The organism is Jeotgalibaca sp. MA1X17-3, from assembly GCF_021513155.1.
Classification (GTDB): domain Bacteria; phylum Bacillota; class Bacilli; order Lactobacillales; family Aerococcaceae; genus Jeotgalibaca.
On record NZ_CP090983.1, the window covers coordinates 1958568 to 1981350 of the forward strand.

Consider the following 22783-nt stretch of genomic DNA (forward strand, 5'->3'; position numbering starts at 1 on the left):
CAAAAAATACTTAGTTTTTTGATTACTTCAATTGTAAAATTAAGCTAAACAAATGAATAGGCCATTCGTGGTACACTCAAAATGTATTTCCAAATAAAGAAAACATAGGAGTGATCACGAATGACCCACACCCTTCTTACCATGAATAAACTAGTGATGATAGAGGCTTACTACCCCGTGAAAAACCATATCGACCCTGTTGAAACGTTCCAGAATGACCATCTACAGGAGATCAATTGCTTGAAGAAAGGTCATACAGCTTTGGGATACTACAAACGGTATAAGGAAAGTAAGAAACGTTGCGGAAGACCTAAAATGGTTCTACCACTCGAACAACAGATCTACTATATCAAAGAAAAAGTTGCACAAGGATGGACACCAGATATCACCTTAGTGGAACGTCTATCAAAAGTCATCATCACTTTGAAGCCCAAAGGGCGGAATGCGAACGATATCAAGCATATCTGATATCATGGTTTGAATCAATCCTTAGACATTTATTCAAGTCGATTACGGGAAAAAATCCTCCAATTGGAAATCTATACGGAACCAACATGATCTTGTGCTCTATTTCACTGACTCTAGAACCCCTTCACAGCGAGCATTAAACAAAAAAATTATTGCTCTGCTGCGACAAAACGAATTGCCAAAAGAAATGGGCTTCAATCAAGTGGACCAAGCTTTTGTTACTTCCGTTGAGAATGAACGAAATAAGATCCCACGAAAGCCCTTGGCCTACTAAACACCACTAGAAGTATGCTTGAGTTACCTATATGAGGCCATCATGTCTAGCTTAATTTGACAATTTTTTTGAATCATCCGCCCTTAATTCATCAAGTTTTAAATAATTTTGTACATAAAATTCTGATTGGCTTTTATATTCTTGTGCTCCATTAATTTCAAACTTTTCGAATAAATTCATTTATTCGAAAAGTTTGAGCACTAGATAATTAAGATTATATTCTCCAACCTAGTGTAACCTATTCATATACCTATATCTCTTTATAAATATTTTCTAATTTTTCTTTATAATATTCTTCATTGTTTATTTCCTTAAATTTTTTCAAAGTTTTCTTTGACATTTGTTTATTTAAATCTTCTTTTAAAATAAGATTTATTATTGATTGAGCCAGAAGATTATCGTCATCTGATAAAAAACCAGTTTCATTGTTGGTTATCAAGTCTTTCATCCCATCTGTAGGTGTAGATACAATAGGTATACCTAAAGCCATTGCTTCCAATCCTGCAATAGGTGTTCCTTCAAATCTAGAACAAAATAACATACATTTAGATTGTTTTATTGCTTTATATGGATAAGATAAGCTACCAGTAAAGGTGACTCTATCTGACACTCCTTCTTTTTCGAATATGTTTATCATATTTTGTTTGAGTTCTCCTTCACCAATTATCCCAAAACGTGCATTTTTTATTTTTTTAGAACAATTGAAGCAACCATAGCTACTCTTTGAGGGTTTTTTTGGTTTGATAATCTTCCTAAAAATATGAAATCAAAATTATACTCCTGTAAATCATGAGCCATCAATTTTTGTACACGATTAACGTAAATTATATTTCTTAGTACTATACTTTTTTTTCTATAAACTTCTTATATACAAAATCATCAATACAACCTTCAGATACTGCTATGATTTCTTTTACTTTAAAAGAAGATAGTAAATACAAATTTGCTTTCATAGTTTTTTTCTTCATATCATCTTGGTTTACATGTAATTGTGAAACAAGAGGGATATCTCCTGCAACTAATGAAGATATAAATGTAGCCTTAACATCATGTGCATGAATTATATCAGGATTATATTTTTCAATTACTTTCTTTAACTCTTTTATTGATAACTTATTCGTAGGAATATAATTTATTCCTCTATTGCTTAGCGCATTCTCAATCTCACCCTTTAAAGAACAATAGTACATTTCATATTCACCATCAAACATCATACAAATATCAGCCGCAACATTTTCTGCTCCGGATAATTTTGAAGTATTAAGAACATGTAGAATTTTTTTCACTCAATAGCACCTCTTAAGATATTTTTTTAATACAAACTTATATTCAAAAACAATATTTTGATACCCTGGATAGGCTACACATAGTTGAACAATAAAATTAAGGTTGTCACAAAAAATACTCCTTTCAAAATAGCTATTAAATCTCTATTGTTTATAAATATACTCTAGGCTAGATAAAACACTATTAATAGAAAAAGATTTAATTTTTTTTAGATTGTATTGACTAAACTCTTTTTTTAATTTAGTACTATTTATTAATTCGTTTATACATTTTATATAGTCATTTATATTTCTAGGTTTGATTAAAAAACCACCTTTTTTATTATCAATCAGATCATTATTACCCCTAATATCAGAACAAATGACTGGTAAGCCACTAGCCATAGATTCCATTAGTGCAACAGATAAACCTTCTCTAAATGAGGGAAAGACAAATATATCTGAAACTCTACAAATTTCAGAGATATCTTTTCTTATCCCTATTAAATGTACTTGTTTCTCTACTTCTAAGTCCTTACTTAAATTTATTAAATATTTTTTTAATTGCCCTTCCCCACAAATCACATAATGAATTTTATCATTATTTAACTTTGCTATAGCTCTGATAACAGTCTCATGATTTTTGTTTTCATTTAATTCACCTATAGATAATAAAACTTGTGATTCAAATGGAATACCTAATTCTTCCTTTTTACTTTTCTTGTTAACTATCACTTTTTTAAATTTGTCTATATCAAGTCCTACACCTTTTATATATTCAACATTTTTTGTATTAAATTTCTGCTTAGCAGTTCTATAATCCTCTTTGTTAATAGTTATTAAGGTATCAGTATATCTTGATAACCATTTTTCAACTGGATAATATGTTAACCAGTTCTTAATTGGTGCACCGTTATAAAAATGAAATCCATGGGCTGTGTAAAATACTTTTGTTTGTTTTATATTTTTACATGCCAATCTCACAACGGCAGACGCTACTGGTGTATGAGTATGAACAATATCATATTTTTTTCGACTAGTACTTTCTTCAGTTTATTAAATGCTTTTAAATTATCTTTTTTGATCGGTGACCTACTAAAACTTATATTATGAATTGAACATCCAAGCTCCAATAAACTATGATCAATTTTTTTTTCAATATTGCATGCAATATCTACAGTATGTCCATTTTGAATTAACATCTGAATATGAGGTATTAGAAATGCATTTATAGTGTTTGATAGTGTTGAAACATATAATATTCTCATATATACTCCTATTTCTTAAAAATCTTTACTTCATTAAATTTCATCATATAAATATTGTTTTCATAATTACCTATTACATCTTCATTTACTTTATTATCCAAATTATTAATTATCATATTTGGCACATTTACTCCACACTCATACCCATGTGGATAGCCTCCACCAAAACGAGGATTTACTTCAGAAATATAATATTCATCATCTTTTTTGAAAATATCAATATCTATAATTCCAATAAACCCTGTAACTTCTACAAACTTTTTAATTAAATCAAATAATACTTCATCTTTTATTGAAACTGACTTATCTGTTTCTCCAGCTCGCATTTTAATTTTTTCTTTTGCAAAAATCGAAACTGTTTCCTTGGTTATCATATCAATATATGTATCTGCACCAATCTCAATTCCATCCATAAATTCTTGAATCATTAAATTATCAAATTGCTCGAAGAGAAGTTCGATTTCTTCTTTTGTATTCACTTTACTAATGTTAACACTTGCACTACCTCTCACAGGTTTTACAAAAACAGGATACTCCATATCTCCTAATTCAACATCTTGATAAAATACTTCTTTATCTATATAACTTCGTATAGTTTTAATATTATTTTTTATTAAAAATTCATAGAAATTATATTTATCAAAGCACATCTCAACTAATTCATGATCCGAAACAATAGGCGTTGTTCCTATTGCAAGAAATGCATCTCTGTTTTTTGATAATAAACTTAATTCAGGATCAATTAAGGATAGAACTCCTTTGATATTATTTTCTTTACAAATTTCTAATATAATATCTAGATAATCTTTCTCGTTTATTTTTGGAACAATAAAATACTTATCTGCTTCATAAATTGCTGGAGCAAGCTCACTCGAATCAGTAGCCATAACTTGACCGCTACCTCCTAGTTCTTTTTTAAAGTATTGAACTATTTTATTTCTAGACCCGCAGCTGAGTATTAGTATATTCATAGGTTTAATCATTATTTATTGCCTCCAAATCATCAAAAAATAGTGGTGTTCCACCTGTATGTATAAATAAGATATTCTTTCTTATTATTTGATTTTTCTCTAAATATTTTTTCATCCCCCAAAAACCTTTACCTGTATAAGTCATATCAAGAGGAACCCCATCTTTAACTAATATTTCTCTAATTGTTTTCATTACTTCATCATTAGAAGAACCATAACCATTTATTATATATTCATCGACAAAATCGACAACTTCTAGACCAACTGTTATATTACCTATCGATTTCAAATAGCTATTAACACTATCCAAAACCACCTGACTTCCATTTGGATTTTTCCTTGCATTACTAATCCCTATTATTTTCCTACGATCTTTATTTAATAAGCTACCACAAATAAGCCCGGCTTGTGTTGTTCCTGTACCTGAAGTGTGAAATATATAATCAAATTTTATTTTATTTTCTATTTCATAAGATAAAATTTCTTCAAAAGCGTTTACATAAGCTTTTGTGCCAATATCTCCGTGTCCTCCTCCTTGTATAAAATAAGGTTTATACTTTTTTTCCCGAAGTTTATCTAGTGTACTTTCTATAGTTTCTTTAACATCGGAGATTTTGCAGTTAATAATTTCGGCTCCAAACAAGTCCATCATTTTTCTATTATATGTATTCTCTTTTTTCTCATTTGGTGTAATGATAATACATTTTATCCCTCTAGCAGCTGACATATTTGAAACGATCCTACAATGATTAGAGCTGCTACTTCCATAAGTAACTATGCAATCGCATTTTTTGTTTTCTATATCTTCAAAAAAAAGTTTAGCTTTTCTTACTTTATTGCCACCAAAAGAGAATGGTATTAAGTCATCCCTTTTAATAAATATATCATTATTACTATATTGACCGCTCATTTTTTGAATGGGTGTATTCATAAAGGTATCACCCCTTTTTATTTTCTCTATTAAAATATTCTTCAATAAGCAAAATGTACATAAATATTTCTTCTTTTATTCCATCTGCAGTCAAGTCTTTTTTTAGAAATCCTATTGATTCAAATAATTTTTGTGCTATTTTATTTTCTGCTTCTGTGTATAAATAGACTTCTTTCAATTTAAATTTTTTATAGCTTTCTTCTATTAATAATTTTGAAGCTTTTTTAGAAATGCCCATTCTTTTAAATTTATAATTACCTAATAGAATATAATACTCTGCTTTTTCATTTATATAATCTATATTTAATAATCCTATTAAACCAACAGGCTCACCTTCGTATGTTATTGTGTAATCTATTCTATCTTTTCTATTTTTAATAGTGTCAAACCATATAATCGTTTTATCCTCACGAAGCGGCAAGTCATAATGAAGATACTTATTATTTTCTTTATTATTAACCCATTCTATTTTATATGGAATATCTTCTTTTTTAAATTGTCTTATCTCAATCATAATATTAAACCTCTATTCATTTAAATATATTATATTTAAACATTTTTTGATTCTGTATATATACTTTCTTTTGTAAATATCTTTATTACAGTCTTAAAAAGTATTTTAATATCCAACCAAACATTAAAAGTATCTACATACTTAACATCTAAAGGAATTCTTTCATCCCAGGAGACTGAATTCCTTACTGTAATTTGAGTCAAACCTGTTATACCTGGCTTCATTTCAAACCTTTTTCTTTGGAAATCCGTATATTCTATATATTTATATGGATGATGTAGTACTGGTGGTCTTGGACCCACCAAACTCATATCGCCGATAACTACATTCCATAACTGAGGTAATTCATCTAGACTCGTTGCTCTTAGGAATTTACCTACTTTAGTTATACGATTATCTGTTCCTGTCTTTACAAATAAGCCATCACCAATATTCTCAGCATCTACTATCATTGTTCTAAACTTGAGAATTTCAAATACTTTTCCATCTTTTCCAAGTCGTTTTTGTTTAAAAATTATAGGTCCATCCGAAGTGTACTTTATTAACATAGCAATTATACCGAGTAAAGGTGAGGTTAAAATAATCCCAACTAAACTTCCAAATAAATCTATTATTTTTTTAAAAATCAGATTTAGCTTCAACATAATAAAACATCCTATCTATTTCCATAATGATTTAATTACCATACAAACTCTTCTAAGTTCAACATCTGTCATTTTCGTATCAGAAGGAAGACAAATTCCATTTTCAAATAATTCTTCGGAAACATTTCCACCTACATAATTATATTCATTGAAAAATGGTTGTAAGTGCATTGGCTTCCATACAGGACGAGACTCTATATTTTCAGCTTCTAACGCCTCCATAACATCTAGCGGACGAACTTTTCCATTTAATGTAATGACACTCAACCAATAGTTTGGTTGATCCCATACATTACTTGGCATAAATTCAATCCCTTCTAAATCACTTAATTCTTTTTTATAGAAATCATAAATGTATGTTTTTTTAGCTACTCGATCATCAAGTACTTTAAGTTGTCCTCTACCAATCCCTGCAGCTACATTACTCATACGGTAATTAAATCCAATTTCTTTATGCTCATAGTGTCTTTCTTTTTCTCGTGATTGAGTAGACCAGAAACGAGCTTTGGAGATTCCTTCTTCATCATCTGAAACAAGCATTCCTCCACCAGAAGTCGTTATGATTTTATTTCCATTAAAGGAAAAAATTCCATAATCGCCAAATGTACCTGTATGTTGACCTTTATAAAATGTTCCCAGTGATTCTGCAGCATCTTCAATTACTGGAACGTTATATCGATTACAAATTTCCATAATAGCATCCATATCAGCTGATAATCCATACAGATGTACAACCAGTACGGCTTTTACATCTGGATATTTCTGGAATGCTTCTTCTAGAGCAATGGGATCCATATTCCACGTTTTTGAATCACTATCAATAAACACAGGTGTCGCATGTTGATACATAATTGGATTTGCAGTAGCAGAAAAAGTTAATGTCGGACAAAAAACAATATCTCCTTCTTCAACTCCAACAGCTTTTAAAGCTAAATGAATCGCTGCAGTACCTGAAGATAGTGCTGTGGCATGTTTAGAACCAACTTTTTGTGCAAGTTCAACTTCAAAGTTATCTACGTTTTCTCCTAAAGGAGCAATCCAGTTTGTTTTGAAGGCTTCTTCTACATATTCTTTTTCATAACCTTCATCACTCATATGAGGAGAAGCTAAAAATATTTTATCAACCTTTATTTTTTCTGCCATATTCAAAACTTCCTTCCTTTTATAAGAATCATTCCTTTTTAATTTAAAATGATACTTTCTTTACTATAATTTTATCTATATTGGAATATATCTATACCTATAGTATCTTAACATTACATCATAAAAATATGTATAGAAAATCATAATAAAACACATTTTTTAGAATCTTCTTCACCTTTTTGTGAAATCTATCTAATGAAAACGATATTTTTATTAACGGCACAATAGTTCCTTCACAATTTAGACACAAATACTACTTTTTCAAATTTTTGATTTTATAACCTTTAACAATAATTCCTTATTGGTAGGAAAAGCAGTTCATACTCTACATAAAAACGCTCTTTAGCCTATTGAATGCTAGAGAGTGTTGTTTTTCTCATTAACTCTGTGATGGTTTGAACAACTCCACATTTTTCAAAGAACTTCCTGATTTCTCTTTAAACAAACATCAGAAAATACGATATAGCATTTTTTTTAAGTTCAATAAAAGGTAACATATTTTTAATATACAACTTTCATGGACTTTTATAACAGTTTCCCTGATAGAATTAAAGTTTTTTCTAATTCTATCAGGGAATTAGCTGATTTTTAATACAGTCAAATTTTTGTACATGTAACTCTTTTTTCTACTTCTTGTTTATTTAATCGCTAATGAATATCATGAGCATATATTGTAAGTTATCAATCACTTGTGTGATTAGATAAAAAAGTCTACTAGCGTTTAAGATGAGCCACTTAACTTTGAATAGCACCAGTCATGAGCCAACGTCCTTCTTGCTAGAAAACACTTTTATTATAAAAATATACCTTTATTTTCTGTGCAAAAATAAGAGTGGTAAACCCTCCTTGCTTTGTTTCCAATACGTTTAGGCAATCCAAAGCTGATGAATCTAAAAATAAAATTCAAGAGAAAGATTTAGCGAGTTGTCATAACATTAGCCCAACGACCACATCACGAGTAATTCAAGTCATTTCCTCTCACTTTCAGTTCTTTAAGTTGTTATGAATACTCTTTACTTCACTCCTATCCACGAATGTTTTCTACAGGCTAAAATCATTAGTAATCTGCTTCATGTCTTCCAGCTAATCAGTCACTCTTTGAATCAAACAAGAATGGCATATATAAACCCATTTCGAACATCATCCCTGGAATACTACAAACTCCAGCGATACTGGAATCTTGGATTGAAGAGGGCATCTAGCTAAAGATAAAAAAATACTCTCCAATGGGTCATTGGAAAGCATTCATCATGTAACTATCATTTTTCATCAGATTTTGAAGGAATCAACATAATCTAACGGAAAATATTTTCTTCTTTAAATAGTTGGTTATTACATTTCTATTTCAATTGTTCTAACAACTTTACTGTCTTTTCTACAGAAACCGCATAATCAATTTTTCCATCTTCTTTAATAGAAGATCCAACAATCGCACCGTCTGCATATTTCATTAATTCTTTAATATTTTGATTGTTTACTCCACTACCGATAAGAAGTGGGGTATCTTTTACTAGTTTTTTTAATTCTTTTACTTCTGATGCGGAAGGAGGCTTACCTGTCTCTAAACCAGTCACAATAATTGCATTCGCACCTGCTTTTAATGCTTCATCAATAGATACTTCAATATCTTGTGGAATGACTGTGCGGGACTCTTTGACGTTCACATCTGCAAAAATTTTAACGGATAAATTCATCTCTTTTTTCTTTCTTGTTAATCTAGCTGCCATCGGATGTAAGAACCCCAACGTCATGGCACGTATTTCTACAAATAATTCTGCTCGAATGAAGTCGGCACCACATATTGTTACGACAACCATTTCTTCAATCGAACACATATTATTGGGTGATGCTGGTAAAGCTTTCAAGTGAACCATTCCAATTATTACTTTTTCATTCACTGACTCGCTGCCTGCCTTTATTTAACCGCCTTATTGCCATCCGCTATTTCTCTTAATTGACGAATAAAATGAGCTTGTTCTTCTTTAATTTCTTCTTTTTTAATGACGATACTTCCTAAGAAGGAACCATCCGCACACTTTCATAGACTTCTTGAAGACGTTCGGGTGAATGCACTCCAATACTACAGTAGATATGTTTATTCTCTCCAATGGTTTCTCTGACTACTTCTACATAATCTTCTAGAGTAGGATATACCTTACTGTTGTCTTTTTCGTCTCCAAATGTTTTCATGTATACAAAGCCATTTTCTTCAGAGGCAATCTCTAAATTTTCTTTTAATACTTCTCGTGTCATAAAACTACTACAATATAAGTTCCTTTTTTTAAGTTCTTCTCGGACTTCAGGATATTCTTTTCCGGCAAGAAGAACTTCATTTTCTTCTTTTATTTCAATATATTGTCCAAGCAAGTGTAGCCTATCCAGAGATGATTGTTATCTGTATAAATGGTAGAGAGATTATAAAGTCTTTTGAAATGTATGATTTAAAAGAAGTGACTAGAGGATAAGAAATTGGTTTTCTTACACTTCAATCATAGTTTTTTTATTTTTTCAATTTGCAATCTGATTTCTGTAGATTTTCTTTGCAGGATGATTCTTTTTTCTTTTAGACAAAAAAATCCGCTTATCCCATTCAGAGTTTTGATTTTTTCTCTGTCTACAATAAGCGGAGTATGTTATTTTCTACTTCATCTAATTAATACTATTTCTTTTCTAATTAATTCGTGCAGGTCTGTACTTAGCTTTCATTGCTTCTAGTTCTGTTTTAAACCAGGCTCTTGGATTTGTTGTTTGATTATAGTGCTGAGAACCTGGTATGTGGTAGATTCCACTATTAGATCCTTTTATCGTCCCATTACCCTTTTTATCTACATATAATCTATTTCCATCTCTATAGGCATTAAGAGTAGTACCAGGAGGGTTATTACCTTTTGGCACTAATTTAATCTCGATTCCTTCTAAACGAAAACCAAAAGCAGAAGTGCCTGCTGGCTCTCCATTCTTCGCCCAACCCATCCAACCAAACGTTTGTGCATGCACACGATAATGGATATCGTAGAATTCAGCTAGTCGATCTGTTAGTTTTATCTCAATTGCTTCTAAGCGTTTTGCTTGTCCTTGAGTACCACTTACTTGATTATTGGAAACCCATCCTTGCCATCCATAGCTTTGTACATGAGTCCGATAGGTTACTCCGCCTATCATTTCTGGGTTAGAAATATTTATTTTAATTCCTTCCAATCGTTTTGCTTGCCCTTCTGTTCCAGACATTGCACCATTACTGACTGGCTTTTGCCATCCATAGCTTTGTATATGTGTTGTATAATTTACTTTCATTGGTACTTGAGGTTTTACATATTCCATGTAGGGACGATCGGTTGATCCTGGAGCTGGATATCCTTTTGGAACAATTTCAATTCTAATTGCTTCTAGTCGATAGGCATATCCGGCACTTCCAGCTGGTTCTCCATTCATTGCCCAATCAAGCCACCCAAATTTTTCAGCATGGACTTGATAATAAATATCATGAGTGTAGGCCAAATCACCGGTTAGTTCTATTTTGATTGCTTCCAATCTTTTTGCTTGTCCTTCAGTACCACTCATTTGTCCATCAGATTTAAAATCTTGCCAACCAATCGATTGAATATGTGTTTGATAGGCGATTCCTCCATTAGAAGTGTTCGGTATATTTATTTCAATTGCTTCTAGACGTAAAGCTTGATTACTTGTCCCACTTGTCTCACTATTTGTAACAAAGTTTTGCCAACCTTGTTTCTCCACGTGTGTCCGATATTGCACAGTTACATTCTCATTTGCCAGAGCGACGGAACTATTTAAAAAGAAGAAACTAAAAATAATTCCTAATAAAGAAATATTTTTAATTATTTTTTTCATTTTGATAAATTCCCTCCTTAAGATGATTCTATAATAGCATATACCTTTAAACATTGAATGTATTTTCACAATGTTAGACAGTAGGGTTTCATTTGACTATTCTTTCTTAGTATAATCAAAAATTTTTACATATAACTCATTTTTTGATTTATTTATGAATATATATTGTAAGCTATCAGTCAATCGTGTCATAATCACGTCTTAATCATATCTAGTCTTTTTTGAAAAAGATTTCATTTATTTAGATAATTAATTGGAAATTTTGAATAAATAAAGGCAAACTCAAAATGAGTTTGCCTTTATTTATTTTTCTTTTACATAAGCATTTTTTGTATCACCCGGAGCAGAAGCTCCTTTTTCAACAATTTTGATTTCTATTCCTTCTAGTCTGTATGCTAATCCAGAAGTACCAGCATGCTCTCCGTTTTTAGCCCATCCAAGCCATCCATATTTTTGTGAGTGCACTCGGTAGTAGATATCATATTTTTTTGCTAGTTCTCCAGTTAGTTTAATATCAATCGCTTCTAAACGTTTTGCTTCTCCACTAGTTCCACTCACTTGATTATTCGATTTCCAATCTTGCCATCCATAAGATTGAACATGGGTACGATAAGTTATATCACCAGAAACTTCTGGTTTTGTGATATTAATTTTAATTCCTTCTAAACGTTTCGCTTTACCTTCCGTACCTGACATCTTCCCGTCACTTACTATTTTTTGCCATCCATAAGATTGAACGTGTGTTGAATAGTTAACTTTCATTGGTTCTATGTATTCTTTAAAAGAGTTATTTGTAGAACCAGGTGCTGGATCTCCTTTTGGAAGAACCATAATTTGAATTCCTTCTAAACGGTAGCCAAATCCCGCAGTTCCTGCGGATTCACCATTTTTAGCCCAGTCTAACCAACCAAACTTCTGGGCATGAACTCTATAATAAATGTCATAGTTCTTCTCTAATACTCCAGTTAATTTTAGTTTAATAGCTTCAAGTCGTTTCGCTTGTCCTTCCGTTCCACTAGTTTCTCCATTACTTACCCAATCTTGCCATCCATAAGTTTGTACATGAGTTTGATAGGTAACTCCACTTTCAGATCCATTGACATAAGGAAGAGATATTTGAATTCCTTCAAGTCTTAATGCTTGCCCTTCCGTTCCACTTACTTGTCCGTCCATAGAAAAATAAGATTCCCATCCTCTTTTTTGTATATGCGTTCTATATCCCACGTTTATATCAGTGATATAAACATTGACTTCAATACTTTCACTTAAATTACTATCTTTGACGGCAGCTGTAATTACCGTGTCTCCTCTTTTTAATGCTTTTATATTTCCTTTTGAATCTACTGTAGCAATTTTAGGATTTGATGAAGTCCATATTATTTCTTTTTCAGTCGCATTTTCTGGGTAAACAGTTGCGGTAACTTTTTCTTCAGTTCCTTTGTTTAATGTCAAATAACCAGAATGAGATAGATATAGTTGCTCCGCTTTAATAGGTAACACTTTGACAACAATCTCTTTACTTATATCAGTCTCCTTTACAGTAGCTATAATCTTAGCAGTTCCTTCATTTACCGCAGTAATTTTACCATTGATATCTACAGTAGCTACTTTAGAATCTGAAGATTTCCAAAGAATTTCTTTATCAGTACTAGTGGCAGGTAATATTGTTGCTTTAATAATTTTTTCTTCTTTTATCTTTAAATCTACTAAGTCAGAAGTAGACAACGATATAGATTCAGCTTTAACAGGAAGAACTGTTACTATTACGTCAAAAGGAATATAGTCTTCTTCTGGAACTGTTGAAAATGAATAGTAATTTTTTGCAATCTCATATTTCAAAGTGTAATTGCCAGGCGTTTTTATATCCAATCCTGATTTATCTACTCTATAAACATAAGGTGATTTTATATTTTGAAAAGGTACTTTATAGTCAAATGTCTGATTACCTAATATAGTATGTTCTTTTATTAGTTCTACTGGAAGAATTTGATTCTTAATATTTATTTTAAAATCTATACTATAATTTATTTTCCCAAGTGATCTTTTGATTTGTGGAGCAATAGTATTTTGATAAGAGTCTAGTTTAGTAATAGTAAACTTGCCATCCTCAAAATATCCATTCGCAGTATTAGTTTCTAAACCACCATATGATATTTTACTACCGTCATGTAGTAAGATACCACTTAATTCAAAAGAAAAAGGAACTTCTTTAAGGGGATGTGGAACGTTTATTGCAACCTTTTGATCATCTAACTTGAAGTAAGAAATTTCATTATTTTTTGCGGAATCATAAATTTGAGATAGTGGAGAAAAGTCACTAATATTGTTGCTATTTAGGACAATAGTTTTATTGGTAGTATCATTCATCTCAAAAAAAGTTATCAAAGGACTGATATCAGTAATGTTACTATAACTTATCCAAAGTCTTTTTAATTTTTGAAGGTTAGTTATATGCGATATATCTGAAATAGTTGACCGACTAACTTCAAAAGCAGTTAAATTTTTTAAAAATTGTATTCCTTCAATTGATGAAAGATTTGAATAATTGTTATTAAATTTTTCATCGATTATATTTATTTGTAATAAATCCTCTTTCGTCACATAAGCATCTGAATTATTTATCGGTATGCCTAGTTGTTGCAACTGTTCAGTTATTAGTCGTGCAAAAGAAGGATCAGGAAAAAGTTCTGATAATTTAAATTGTTCCACTAATTTTTCTTTAAAAGTTGTATCGGTGGGTTCTTCAGAAGTATTTTCGTTAAGTAGTTGAGTGGATTCTTCAATGGACTCTTCAGTAAGTATCTCAGTCGATGATTCAACAGATTTTTCAGTTAGTTCTTCAATCGGTGTTTCAGTTATTTCTTCTGCAAATACATGATTATCATTTAAAAATAAAAAACAGCTACATACTCCCAATATAGTTAGTTTTTTCACAATGTTATTCATTTGCTAGCCTTCTCTCTTAATATTATAAATAGATATTACCATGAATAATCTAATATTGTTACATTTATTACATTAAAATACACTTTTCAAGTTTAAGTGTTATTAATAAATAGAACTTAATTATTTATAAGGTTCTAGTCGGTTTCCTTATTACAGATAACTTACTACATTTTTGTTATATGAATCAGAATAATTTTCATAATTATATTTTCTGTTATTTTTATGTCAATTATATATTTTGATTACAATTTTCAATTATATTATATAACTAAGATAGGAGAAGTAGGCATTGGACTTCTGCTCACTCCTCCTATCTTAGTTACTATTTTTTTACTTTTCTCTCATTGGAGTCTGATTCTCCTTCACATAAACACTAGGAGACATGGCATAGCGTTTTTTGAATGCTCGATAGAAGGTTACGTAGTCTTTAAATCCACAACTTTCATGTACTTTTGTAACGGCTTCTCCAGAAAGAATTAGTGCTTTTCCTAGTTCTAGTCTTCGAATGAGAATATATTTATAGATAGATATACTCATCTTTTCTTTGAAAATATGACTGATGTGGTACTTACTTAAGAAAAAGTGATCGGCTATTAAATCTAAAGATAAATCTTCAATGAGATGATCTTTAATATAGTCGGAAATTTGTACATGTAACTCTTTTTCTTCTGTTTCTTGGTTTACTTGGTCCTTTTCATAAACAAGTTTATTTAAACGATAAAACACATCATAGAAAATGGAAGTTTGTTTGATAATATGACCAAATTCCGCATGAAGTTGTTTTTCCATTACTTCAGCAAAAGATTCGATGAAACTCAAGACATCTTTAGGCATTAATTTTATACGATACGTTTGAAGTCTTTCCATGTATTCAAAAATATAATTCATAGTAGAGTCTGCTTCTAATATTTGATTGATAAACTCTTCTTTCAGCCACAACACATATCTTCGATAATTTTTATCTACTTTAATGGTTGCTGCATGAGTAGTGTGAGGAGGAATTACGATAATTTCTCCGTAAAATAAATTATAAATCTCTTCTTCTACTTTATATTCTACATCACCACTCATATAAAATAAGAACTCATAAAAATCATGTTGGTGTTCCTGTACTTGCTTGATTTTATGATCTCCAATATAGGTTAGATAATAGAATGATTCAAAAGAAGATTCATTTTCTATACCGGTTAGCACCGTTTTGTCCATTTATACGCCTTCTTTCGCAAGAAATGTAATGCTTTACACAATTTACGCAATGTTTATCTATTTAACAGTACCGTAGTATTAGAACTAGGTTTTTTATTTGTATGCGCATACAAAGATAAACATGTCTAGATAAATGAAAAAGAAAAAGGTGAATGATATGGATCACTCCGTGAATAGTAGTTCTTCTAATCGTGCTCAATTAAACCGTGCTAAAATTTGGCAAATCGCATTTTTTGCAGCCAATAATCTTGCTACAAACTGTTATGCCGTATTAATGATTTATGTTTCTTATTTTGCAAATGGCGTAGCTGGTTTTGCTATTTCAACCGTTGCTATTTTACTTACTTCCTTACGTATTTTTGATGGAATTACCGATCCAATTGTAGGCGCTCTTATAGACCGTACCAACGGAAAGTTAGGGAAATTCAGACCCTTTATGATTGTAGGAAACTTAATTCTGATGGCGAGTATTTCTTCCCTCTTTTATATTACTCCTACCATTACAAATGGAACAACTCGTTTACTATTTTTCATCATCATTTATATGATTTATGTGGTCGGTTACACGTTACAAACCGCTGTAACAAAAGCTGGACAAAGTGTCTTAACTAGTGATCCAAAACAACGTCCTTTGTTTGCTCTTTTTGATACCTTAATGGTATTAGCCGTATTTGGATTAGTACCTGTCTACGTTTCTACTGTGCTTGCTAAAAAATATGGTGGCTTAGGAACCATCGAACTTTTCCATGATATGGTCCCCAAAGTCATTATTTTCTCAGCTATCTGTACCGTTATTGCTGTGATTGGAATTTGGTCCAAAGACCGAAAAGAATTTTTTGGAACGGGTGTTAATCCAAAAGTAAAAATGAAAGATTACTTAGACGTTATCAAAAAGAACCGTGCATTGCAAATGCTCATCATTGCTGCAACTAGTGACAAACTAGCTCTTGGTGTCGCAACGAACGCTACAGTTGGAATCATGCTTTATGGAATCTTCTTTGGGGACTATGCCCTTGCAGGTCTTCTATCCTTAGCTGGTCTAGTCGGTGGTGTCTTGATTACAATTGTTGGGGTGACGATTGCTAGGAAAATTGACCAAAAAAGAGCCTATGTTACGTTTACTAAATTAGCTTTGACTTGTTATTCGATCATTGCTGTATTGCTGCTTTTCTCTAACCCGGGTGATATTTCTTTTACAAACTTTGGACTGCCAACTATTTTATTCTTAATTTTCTATATTGTTGGATATGGTAGTTACATGGTCGCAGGTAATCTTTCTATTCCGATGATTGCCGATTGTACGGACTACGAGACTTATTTAAGTGGACGCTACATCCCTGGTATGATTGGAACGTTGTTTTCTTTTGTAGATAAATTATTGAACTCCTTGAGTTCTTCTATTGTAGGATTCTCTGTAATCTTAATTGGTTTCAAAATTTTGCCTGACTTAGATACTCCCTTTACAAATAGTATCAAATATTTAGCTATTTTCTTATTCTGTGGATTACCAATCCTTGCATGGATTACTTCTATCATTGCGATGAAACATTATCCATTGGATCAAGAAATGATGGAAAAAGTACAAATCAAGATTCTAGAAACAAAAAAACAAGCGCTTGCTGAGGAGGAACTATGAGAATTAAAAAAAGTTTAAACCAAGATTGGTCGTTTACGAAAGAACAAGCAACGATGGACACACTAAAAGACATCGAAACCTTTGAATCTGTGAAGATTCCCCACACCTGGAATAATCTAGATGGTCAAGATGGTGGTCTAGATTATTATAGAGGAGTTTGCTGGTATAAAAAAGAGTTGGACCTAGGTGAAGAAGCAATAGGTAAACGAGTTTACTTAGAGTTTGAAGGTTCAAATAGTATTACAGATGTATATGTAAATGGTAAAAAAGCAACCCATCATGAAGGTGGATTTTCAACGTTTCGCGTTGAGCTTACTCCATTTTTATTGGAGAATGAAGTAAATGAATTGGCAGTTAGCGTAGATAATCGTGCCAATGATTATATTTATCCTCAAATGGCTGATTTCACTTTCTTTGGTGGAATTTACCGGGCTGTCAACTTGATTCTAGTAGAAGATAGTCATTTTGATTTAGAGTATTATGGTTCAAAAGGAGTCAAAGTTACACCTGATCTAAAGGATCAAACGGCAACGATTAGAACCGAATATTTTGTTACGAATCCAAAAGAAAATCAAACACTCAAATGTACGATTTACACACATGACAATCAAGTCGTTTCAACACAAACGGCTTCTGTATTAGAAAAAGAAATTTCGATTACCGTTGAAAACCCTCATTTATGGAACGGAGTAAAAGATCCTTATTTATATAAAATGGACGTTATATTGAAGTCAAACGACCACGTGTTAGATAATGTTTCTGTAAAGTTTGGAATTCGAAATTTCCACGTAGACCCTGAGCAAGGCTTTTTCTTGAATGGAGAAAGTTATCCCCTTCGAGGAGTTTCTCGTCATCAAGACCGTGAAGATATGGGCTGGGCTCTTACTGGAAAAGAACATAAAGAAGACATGGAGTACATTGCAGAAGTAGGCGCAAACACGATTCGTCTTGCACACTATCAACACGATTCTTATTTCTACGATTTGTGTGATGAATATGGAATGGTCGTATGGGCAGAAATACCATTTATCTCTAGTTTCATGGAAAATGGTTATCAAAATACGATTACTCAAATGAAAGAATTAGTCATTCAAAACGATCATCATCCTTCTATTTGTTTCTGGGGAATTTCCAATGAAATCAGTATGGGTGGAGAGCCAGATATCTTACAGCAGAACTTGAGAGAGCTGAATGACTTGACTCATGAGTTAGACCCAACTCGTCTAACAACCATTGCCAATGCTTCTATGACGAAGTTTGATTCTGAACATAACTTTATTACTGATATCGTTGCTTATAATCATTACTATGGATGGTATGGTGGCTCTGTAGAAGATAATGGGACTTGGTTTGATTCCTATCACGAAAGTAACCCTAATCGAGCAATTGGTTTGTCAGAATACGGAGCAGAAGGAATTCTCGCTTATCACAATCATGATCCGAAAATACGAGACTACTCAGAAGAATATCAAGCCTATTACCATGAACAGATGCTAGAAATGTTTGAAACCAGACCATATATTTGGGCTACTCATGTCTGGAATATGTTTGACTTTGCAGCAGATGGACGTGATGAAGGTGGAGTAAAAGGAAGAAATAATAAAGGACTCATGACCCATGATCGCTCTACGAAAAAAGATTCCTTCTTTGTTTATAAAGCTTATTGGACTACGGAACCTTTTGTACACATTTGTAGCCGTCGCTTTATCGACCGTCCAGAAGAAAACACTCCTGTTAAAGTCTATTCGAACTGTGATTCGGTTACTTTACTAGTCGACAATCAAGAAGTAGATACAGTAACCGCTCATAAAATCTTTGCCTTCCCTACTGTTCCTTTAGCAATGGGAGAAAATACGATTACAGCTATCGGTTATAAGAACGGCGAAGAACAATTTATAGAAAGCATTACTTTAAACCGAGTAACGGAACCGAATCCAGATTATACTGTAAAAGATGAAGCGGAAGGAGAAGGCGCTGATAATTGGTTTGTAGAAAAAGAAGATGGAACCGTTGGCTTTTTCGAATTTCCAGAAGGATTTTTCTCCATTCATGATACGATTGAAGAGATTACCGCTACTGATGAAGGAATGGATTTTATGTTATCTCTTCTGAGTACAACTCCTATCCAAGGAAACCAGAAAGAACTTCTGGATTACTTAAAAGGATATACGGTAAAAGCTCTCTTGAAATTAACAAGTGGCGATGGAGCAAAACCTGAAACACTACTGATGATTAACGAAGCTTTAAATAAATTACCAAAAGCTCCACAGAACAAATAAAATAGTAGGCATTGGTGACTTCAAATCACCAATGCCTATTTTTATACAAAAAAATGCTCTCCAACAGATTGTTGGACAACATTCATAATTTAACGCTATTTGGAAGTCTTCCTATTTATAGATACTTTATTTAGATTTAAAGAAAGTATCAAATCGATCGTTATACCTATAAAACATGTAAACCATCAAGGAAAAATGAGTCAATGAATAATCTTTCGGATAGAATACAGTTGTTCCAACTTTTCCTTTTTTCATTAATTCGAGTGCTTTTTCTTTTTGAGGATTATCAGCTGCATATTTCTTGAATACTCTTGTGGGTACACCTAACCAAAATTTCTGATCATCGTTTCTACGTCCGTATACCGTTCCTGTAAAGGGTGTTTGATACACAAATTCATCTATGATTAGTTTGGCTAAGTTGATACCATTTAACGTAACAAAGAAACTACTTCTTCCTTGACGCAAGTTAATTTCAAACAATTTGAAGCGACCGTCTTTGGGATCATATTTCATATCGATATTAGCAAAGCCCGTATACTGAATATCTTCCAAAAACCGTTTTAAGTTTTGGTATATTTCATCATGATCGTCCGGAAGAATGGCTACATAATTTCCAATAGAGGCTGGGAAAGGATCTTCCAATAAAGGTTGTCCCAAGAACATCATCCGTACCTGATGATTAGAATCCACATAAGCGTTTAACACGCGCATGTTACTATCATCACCGGCAACAAATTCTTGAATGATTAACTCTTTGGTATAGCCCGATTGATAAATACGGTCTACAACCAAATCATATTCTGCTTTACCTTCTATAATATACGCTTTCTTTTTACCTTCAAAATGAATATTCAAATACTCAACGCTATCCGTTGGTTTAATCGCAATAGGAAAATCAAACGGCAAAGGATTCAAGTACGTCTTCTGATCATACATTTCTTTGTCTACAATATACGTTGTCGGATAAGGAAGACCATACTCTTCACAAATATTATAAAAACTAACTTTATCGCTCAATTTTAAAAGAAGATCATGATCAATCGCTGGGAATGAAAACCATTGAGAGAGAGTTTTTTGATATTTAGAAACTAGTTCTGCATAGCTATCCCCACAAGGAATCAACAAGTAGGTTATGTTCGGATCGTTATACCGATTAATCGCAAGGTTGGTAAGAGTTTCAATAAATACCTCTTCTTCATTAAAATCAGGAACAATCTTTACTTTTACGATATGGCTGAATCGAGTTGCAGCTAATTGTTTGGAACCGATGGCTTCACTTTTAATCTTGTACTCTTGATGAAAAGAGCGTGCCATGCCATATGCATTAATGTCACTACCTAATAAAATTGGTATGAACTTTGGGCTGTCTGCCATAGTCAATCATCCACCATTTCTTTTTTTCATTCAAGGTTCTTACATTTCTAATACGAATGAGCCCATTCAATCGTTCGATCTACTAAAGTACTCTGAGCATCTACTATTAAACAAGGTTCGATCATTCCTTCTACATCATATAGAAGAGACAGCTCCGTACAGCCCAAGAGGACTGCTTGACACCCTGCTTCTTTTGTTTGTTGTAGAATATCCAAATATAGTTCCGTATTAAGAAAACCATATTTTTTTACATCTCGATAAATGAGGTTGTTCACCTTTTCTTGCAAAGCACGGTCTGGAATATATACTTCAAATCCGCTCTCTTGTAATTCTTTTTCATAGACGCCTGAACAAATGGTTCCCTCTGTTGCTAGAACGGCTACTTTGCCTTTTTTCATTTTTTTCTTTAATTCTTTCACCGTTTCCCTAGGCATATGCAAAATGGGAATATCAATAGCTGCTTGTAATTCATCATAAAAATAATGAGCCGTATTACAGGCTAAGACGATAAATTGTGGATGTAAAAGTTTCTGTTGTTCCAAATCCTCTAGCAAAAACTGAAGAGGACTTTCTTTTGTAGAATCCATTATATAAGCAGTCCGATCAGGAATAGTCGCATGGTTAAACAACACATAATTCAAATAGTCTTGATCTACATATGCATTGGTTTTTTTATTCAGTTGATGAATAAAACTTTCAGTCGCTAGCGTTCCCATGCCACCTAAAATCGAGAAAAATTTCTTCATCGTTGTCTTCTTCCCTCCCGAAAAACGTAGTCAAAAAAAAGCCAGTTCTCAAAAATTAGACCACAAAATCTAATTTTTTGAGGACCCACTTATCTACCACCCTATATTACTCTTGTTCATTCGCAAATGCCAATAATTCTTCTTCATGATGTCATCTATTTTGGATAAAGAAAAAAAGCTAGAATTTTTGTCCCAGCCCTTTCCCTATTTCTTAACTATTTTCTTAAGCGCGGAATAAGAGGAAGACCCGACGTCCATTCACGATTCATACTCAGATAGTCTACGTTTGTTCGCTCTAGTGTTCGGGTCTAAACGCCTTTTTATTCTGCTTTCTTATTTTATTTAGTCTTGTTCGGTAGTAATAACAGGACCCTCTTTTGTAATCGCAATGGTATGTTCAAACTGACAACTTAAGCCAGCATCTTTTGTGCGGGCCGTCCAACCGTTTTTATCCATTTTTGATTTCCAAGTACCCGTATTTACCATGGGTTCGATTGTAATGGTCATTCCTTCTTTCAAACGAAGACCTCTACCTGCTTCGCCATAATGAGGCACAGACGGACTTTCGTGCATCGTAGGTCCTATTCCATGTCCAATGAATTCACGGACAACAGAAAAGCCTTCTCCTTCTACATAAGTCTGAATGGCATGGCTAATGTCCCCAATTCGATTTCCTGGCATTGCTTGTTCAATTCCTAGGTACAATGCTTTTTTAGTAACGTCCATCAAATGTTTCAACTGGTCATTTGGTTGGCCTACAACATAACTCCAGCAAGAGTCGGCCATAGCGCCTTTGTAATTCACAACGGTATCGACTTTGATCAAGTCACCGTCTTTTAATACTTCATCTTTTAAAGGGAAGCCATGACAAATTTCATCATTGACACTCGTACAAGTCGCAAATTCATATCCTTCAAAACCAATTTGCTCAGGAATTGCGCCTGCCTCTTCAATTCTTTTTTGGACGAAATTATTTATTTCCATCGTTGTGATACCTGGTTTAATAAAGTCTCGTAAAGCTACATGAATATCGGCAAGAATTTTCCCCGATTCTTTCATCGCTTCTATTTCGCGTGGTGATTTTAATGTGATCATCTATTCTATTCCTCCTATAATTAACTCCTTTTTAGTATACTACAACAATCCGCCGAGGACTAGATTAGGAATTAGATCTATTAGAAATGAAACAAAATTTAATAATTCAATGTAACTATATTTTTATTTTGAATAGTAGTATATACTGATACTATCATTGAAAATGGAGTT

The 22783-nt window shown here is 32.5% G+C and carries 18 protein-coding genes and 2 pseudogenes; 3 read left to right on the forward strand and 17 right to left on the reverse strand.

Annotated elements, in window-relative coordinates:
- Positions 1 to 120: 120 nt before the first annotated feature.
- Positions 121 to 742 (forward strand): annotated as a pseudogene (locus LZ578_RS09835) (IS30 family transposase).
- 250 nt (positions 743 to 992) lie between these two features.
- Here LZ578_RS09835 and LZ578_RS09840 read toward each other — a convergent pair.
- The 14 genes and pseudogenes from LZ578_RS09840 to LZ578_RS09900 form a co-directional block, all read right to left on the reverse strand.
- The gene (locus LZ578_RS09840) at positions 993 to 1502 is read right to left on the reverse strand and encodes a glycosyltransferase (RefSeq protein WP_311198621.1); all 510 of its coding nucleotides are present in this window, start codon (positions 1500 to 1502) and stop codon (positions 993 to 995) included.
- A 79-nt stretch (positions 1503 to 1581) separates the two neighbouring features.
- Entirely contained in the window at positions 1582 to 2028 is a 447-nt protein-coding gene (locus tag LZ578_RS09845) for a glycosyltransferase (protein WP_235145008.1), read from the reverse strand.
- 144 nt (positions 2029 to 2172) lie between these two features.
- Complete coding sequence (locus tag LZ578_RS09850) at positions 2173 to 2742, reverse strand: glycosyltransferase (protein ID WP_255763981.1); 570 nt, start codon at positions 2740 to 2742, stop codon at positions 2173 to 2175.
- A 63-nt stretch (positions 2743 to 2805) separates the two neighbouring features.
- Positions 2806 to 3275: pseudogene (locus LZ578_RS12730) on the reverse strand (glycosyltransferase); the annotation flags it as partial.
- Between the two features lie 8 nt (positions 3276 to 3283).
- Positions 3284 to 4258, reverse strand: coding sequence for an ATP-grasp domain-containing protein (locus LZ578_RS09855; RefSeq protein WP_235145010.1), 975 nt, complete (start codon positions 4256 to 4258; stop codon positions 3284 to 3286).
- Positions 4251 to 5177 (reverse strand): 1-aminocyclopropane-1-carboxylate deaminase/D-cysteine desulfhydrase, encoded by a 927-nt coding sequence (locus LZ578_RS09860; RefSeq protein WP_235145011.1) that lies wholly within the window; start codon positions 5175 to 5177, stop codon positions 4251 to 4253. Before LZ578_RS09860 ends, LZ578_RS09855 begins: the two co-directional genes overlap by 8 nt.
- A 7-nt stretch (positions 5178 to 5184) precedes the next feature.
- Positions 5185 to 5691 carry a GNAT family N-acetyltransferase gene (locus tag LZ578_RS09865; RefSeq protein ID WP_235145012.1) on the reverse strand — a complete coding sequence of 169 codons (507 nt, stop codon included), beginning with the start codon at positions 5689 to 5691 and terminating at the stop codon, positions 5185 to 5187.
- 35 nt (positions 5692 to 5726) lie between these two features.
- Complete coding sequence (locus LZ578_RS09870; protein ID WP_235145013.1) at positions 5727 to 6335, reverse strand: sugar transferase; 609 nt, start codon at positions 6333 to 6335, stop codon at positions 5727 to 5729.
- 15 nt (positions 6336 to 6350) lie between these two features.
- Positions 6351 to 7478: a DegT/DnrJ/EryC1/StrS aminotransferase family protein gene (locus tag LZ578_RS09875; RefSeq protein WP_235145014.1), complete on the reverse strand. Its 1128-nt coding sequence runs from the start codon at positions 7476 to 7478 to the stop codon at positions 6351 to 6353.
- Positions 7479 to 8818: 1340 nt separating this feature from the next.
- Positions 8819 to 9376 (reverse strand): BtpA/SgcQ family protein, encoded by a 558-nt coding sequence (locus LZ578_RS09880; RefSeq protein WP_235145015.1) that lies wholly within the window; start codon positions 9374 to 9376, stop codon positions 8819 to 8821.
- A gap of 115 nt (positions 9377 to 9491) precedes the next feature.
- Positions 9492 to 9845: a hypothetical protein gene (locus LZ578_RS09885; protein ID WP_235145016.1), complete on the reverse strand. Its 354-nt coding sequence runs from the start codon at positions 9843 to 9845 to the stop codon at positions 9492 to 9494.
- A 303-nt stretch (positions 9846 to 10148) separates the two neighbouring features.
- Entirely contained in the window at positions 10149 to 11330 is a 1182-nt protein-coding gene (locus LZ578_RS09890) for a hypothetical protein (protein WP_235145017.1), read from the reverse strand.
- A 303-nt stretch (positions 11331 to 11633) separates the two neighbouring features.
- Positions 11634 to 14276: an Ig-like domain-containing protein gene (locus tag LZ578_RS09895; RefSeq protein WP_235145018.1), complete on the reverse strand. Its 2643-nt coding sequence runs from the start codon at positions 14274 to 14276 to the stop codon at positions 11634 to 11636.
- A 330-nt stretch (positions 14277 to 14606) separates the two neighbouring features.
- Positions 14607 to 15482: an AraC family transcriptional regulator gene (locus LZ578_RS09900; protein WP_235145019.1), complete on the reverse strand. Its 876-nt coding sequence runs from the start codon at positions 15480 to 15482 to the stop codon at positions 14607 to 14609.
- 133 nt (positions 15483 to 15615) lie between these two features.
- Between LZ578_RS09900 and LZ578_RS09905 the strand changes: the two genes are divergently transcribed.
- Both LZ578_RS09905 and LZ578_RS09910 read left to right on the forward strand, forming a co-directional pair.
- Positions 15616 to 17118 carry an MFS transporter gene (locus LZ578_RS09905; RefSeq protein WP_235145020.1) on the forward strand — a complete coding sequence of 501 codons (1503 nt, stop codon included), beginning with the start codon at positions 15616 to 15618 and terminating at the stop codon, positions 17116 to 17118.
- Positions 17115 to 19397, forward strand: a complete 2283-nt coding sequence (locus tag LZ578_RS09910; protein ID WP_235145021.1) for a glycoside hydrolase family 2 TIM barrel-domain containing protein — start codon at positions 17115 to 17117, stop codon at positions 19395 to 19397. The genes LZ578_RS09905 and LZ578_RS09910 overlap by 4 nt, the downstream gene beginning before the upstream one ends.
- A 126-nt stretch (positions 19398 to 19523) precedes the next feature.
- On the opposite strand, the gene LZ578_RS09915 is transcribed toward LZ578_RS09910, so the two are convergent.
- The 3 genes from LZ578_RS09915 to map form a co-directional block, all read right to left on the reverse strand.
- A complete protein-coding gene (locus LZ578_RS09915; RefSeq protein WP_235145022.1) occupies positions 19524 to 20771 on the reverse strand; it encodes a carboxylate--amine ligase in 1248 nt (415 codons plus the stop codon).
- A gap of 47 nt (positions 20772 to 20818) precedes the next feature.
- Positions 20819 to 21517 carry an amino acid racemase gene (locus LZ578_RS09920; RefSeq protein WP_235145023.1) on the reverse strand — a complete coding sequence of 233 codons (699 nt, stop codon included), beginning with the start codon at positions 21515 to 21517 and terminating at the stop codon, positions 20819 to 20821.
- 342 nt (positions 21518 to 21859) lie between these two features.
- The gene (gene map / locus LZ578_RS09925; RefSeq protein ID WP_235145024.1) at positions 21860 to 22612 is read right to left on the reverse strand and encodes a type I methionyl aminopeptidase; all 753 of its coding nucleotides are present in this window, start codon (positions 22610 to 22612) and stop codon (positions 21860 to 21862) included.
- Between the last annotated feature and the right edge of the window lie 171 nt (positions 22613 to 22783).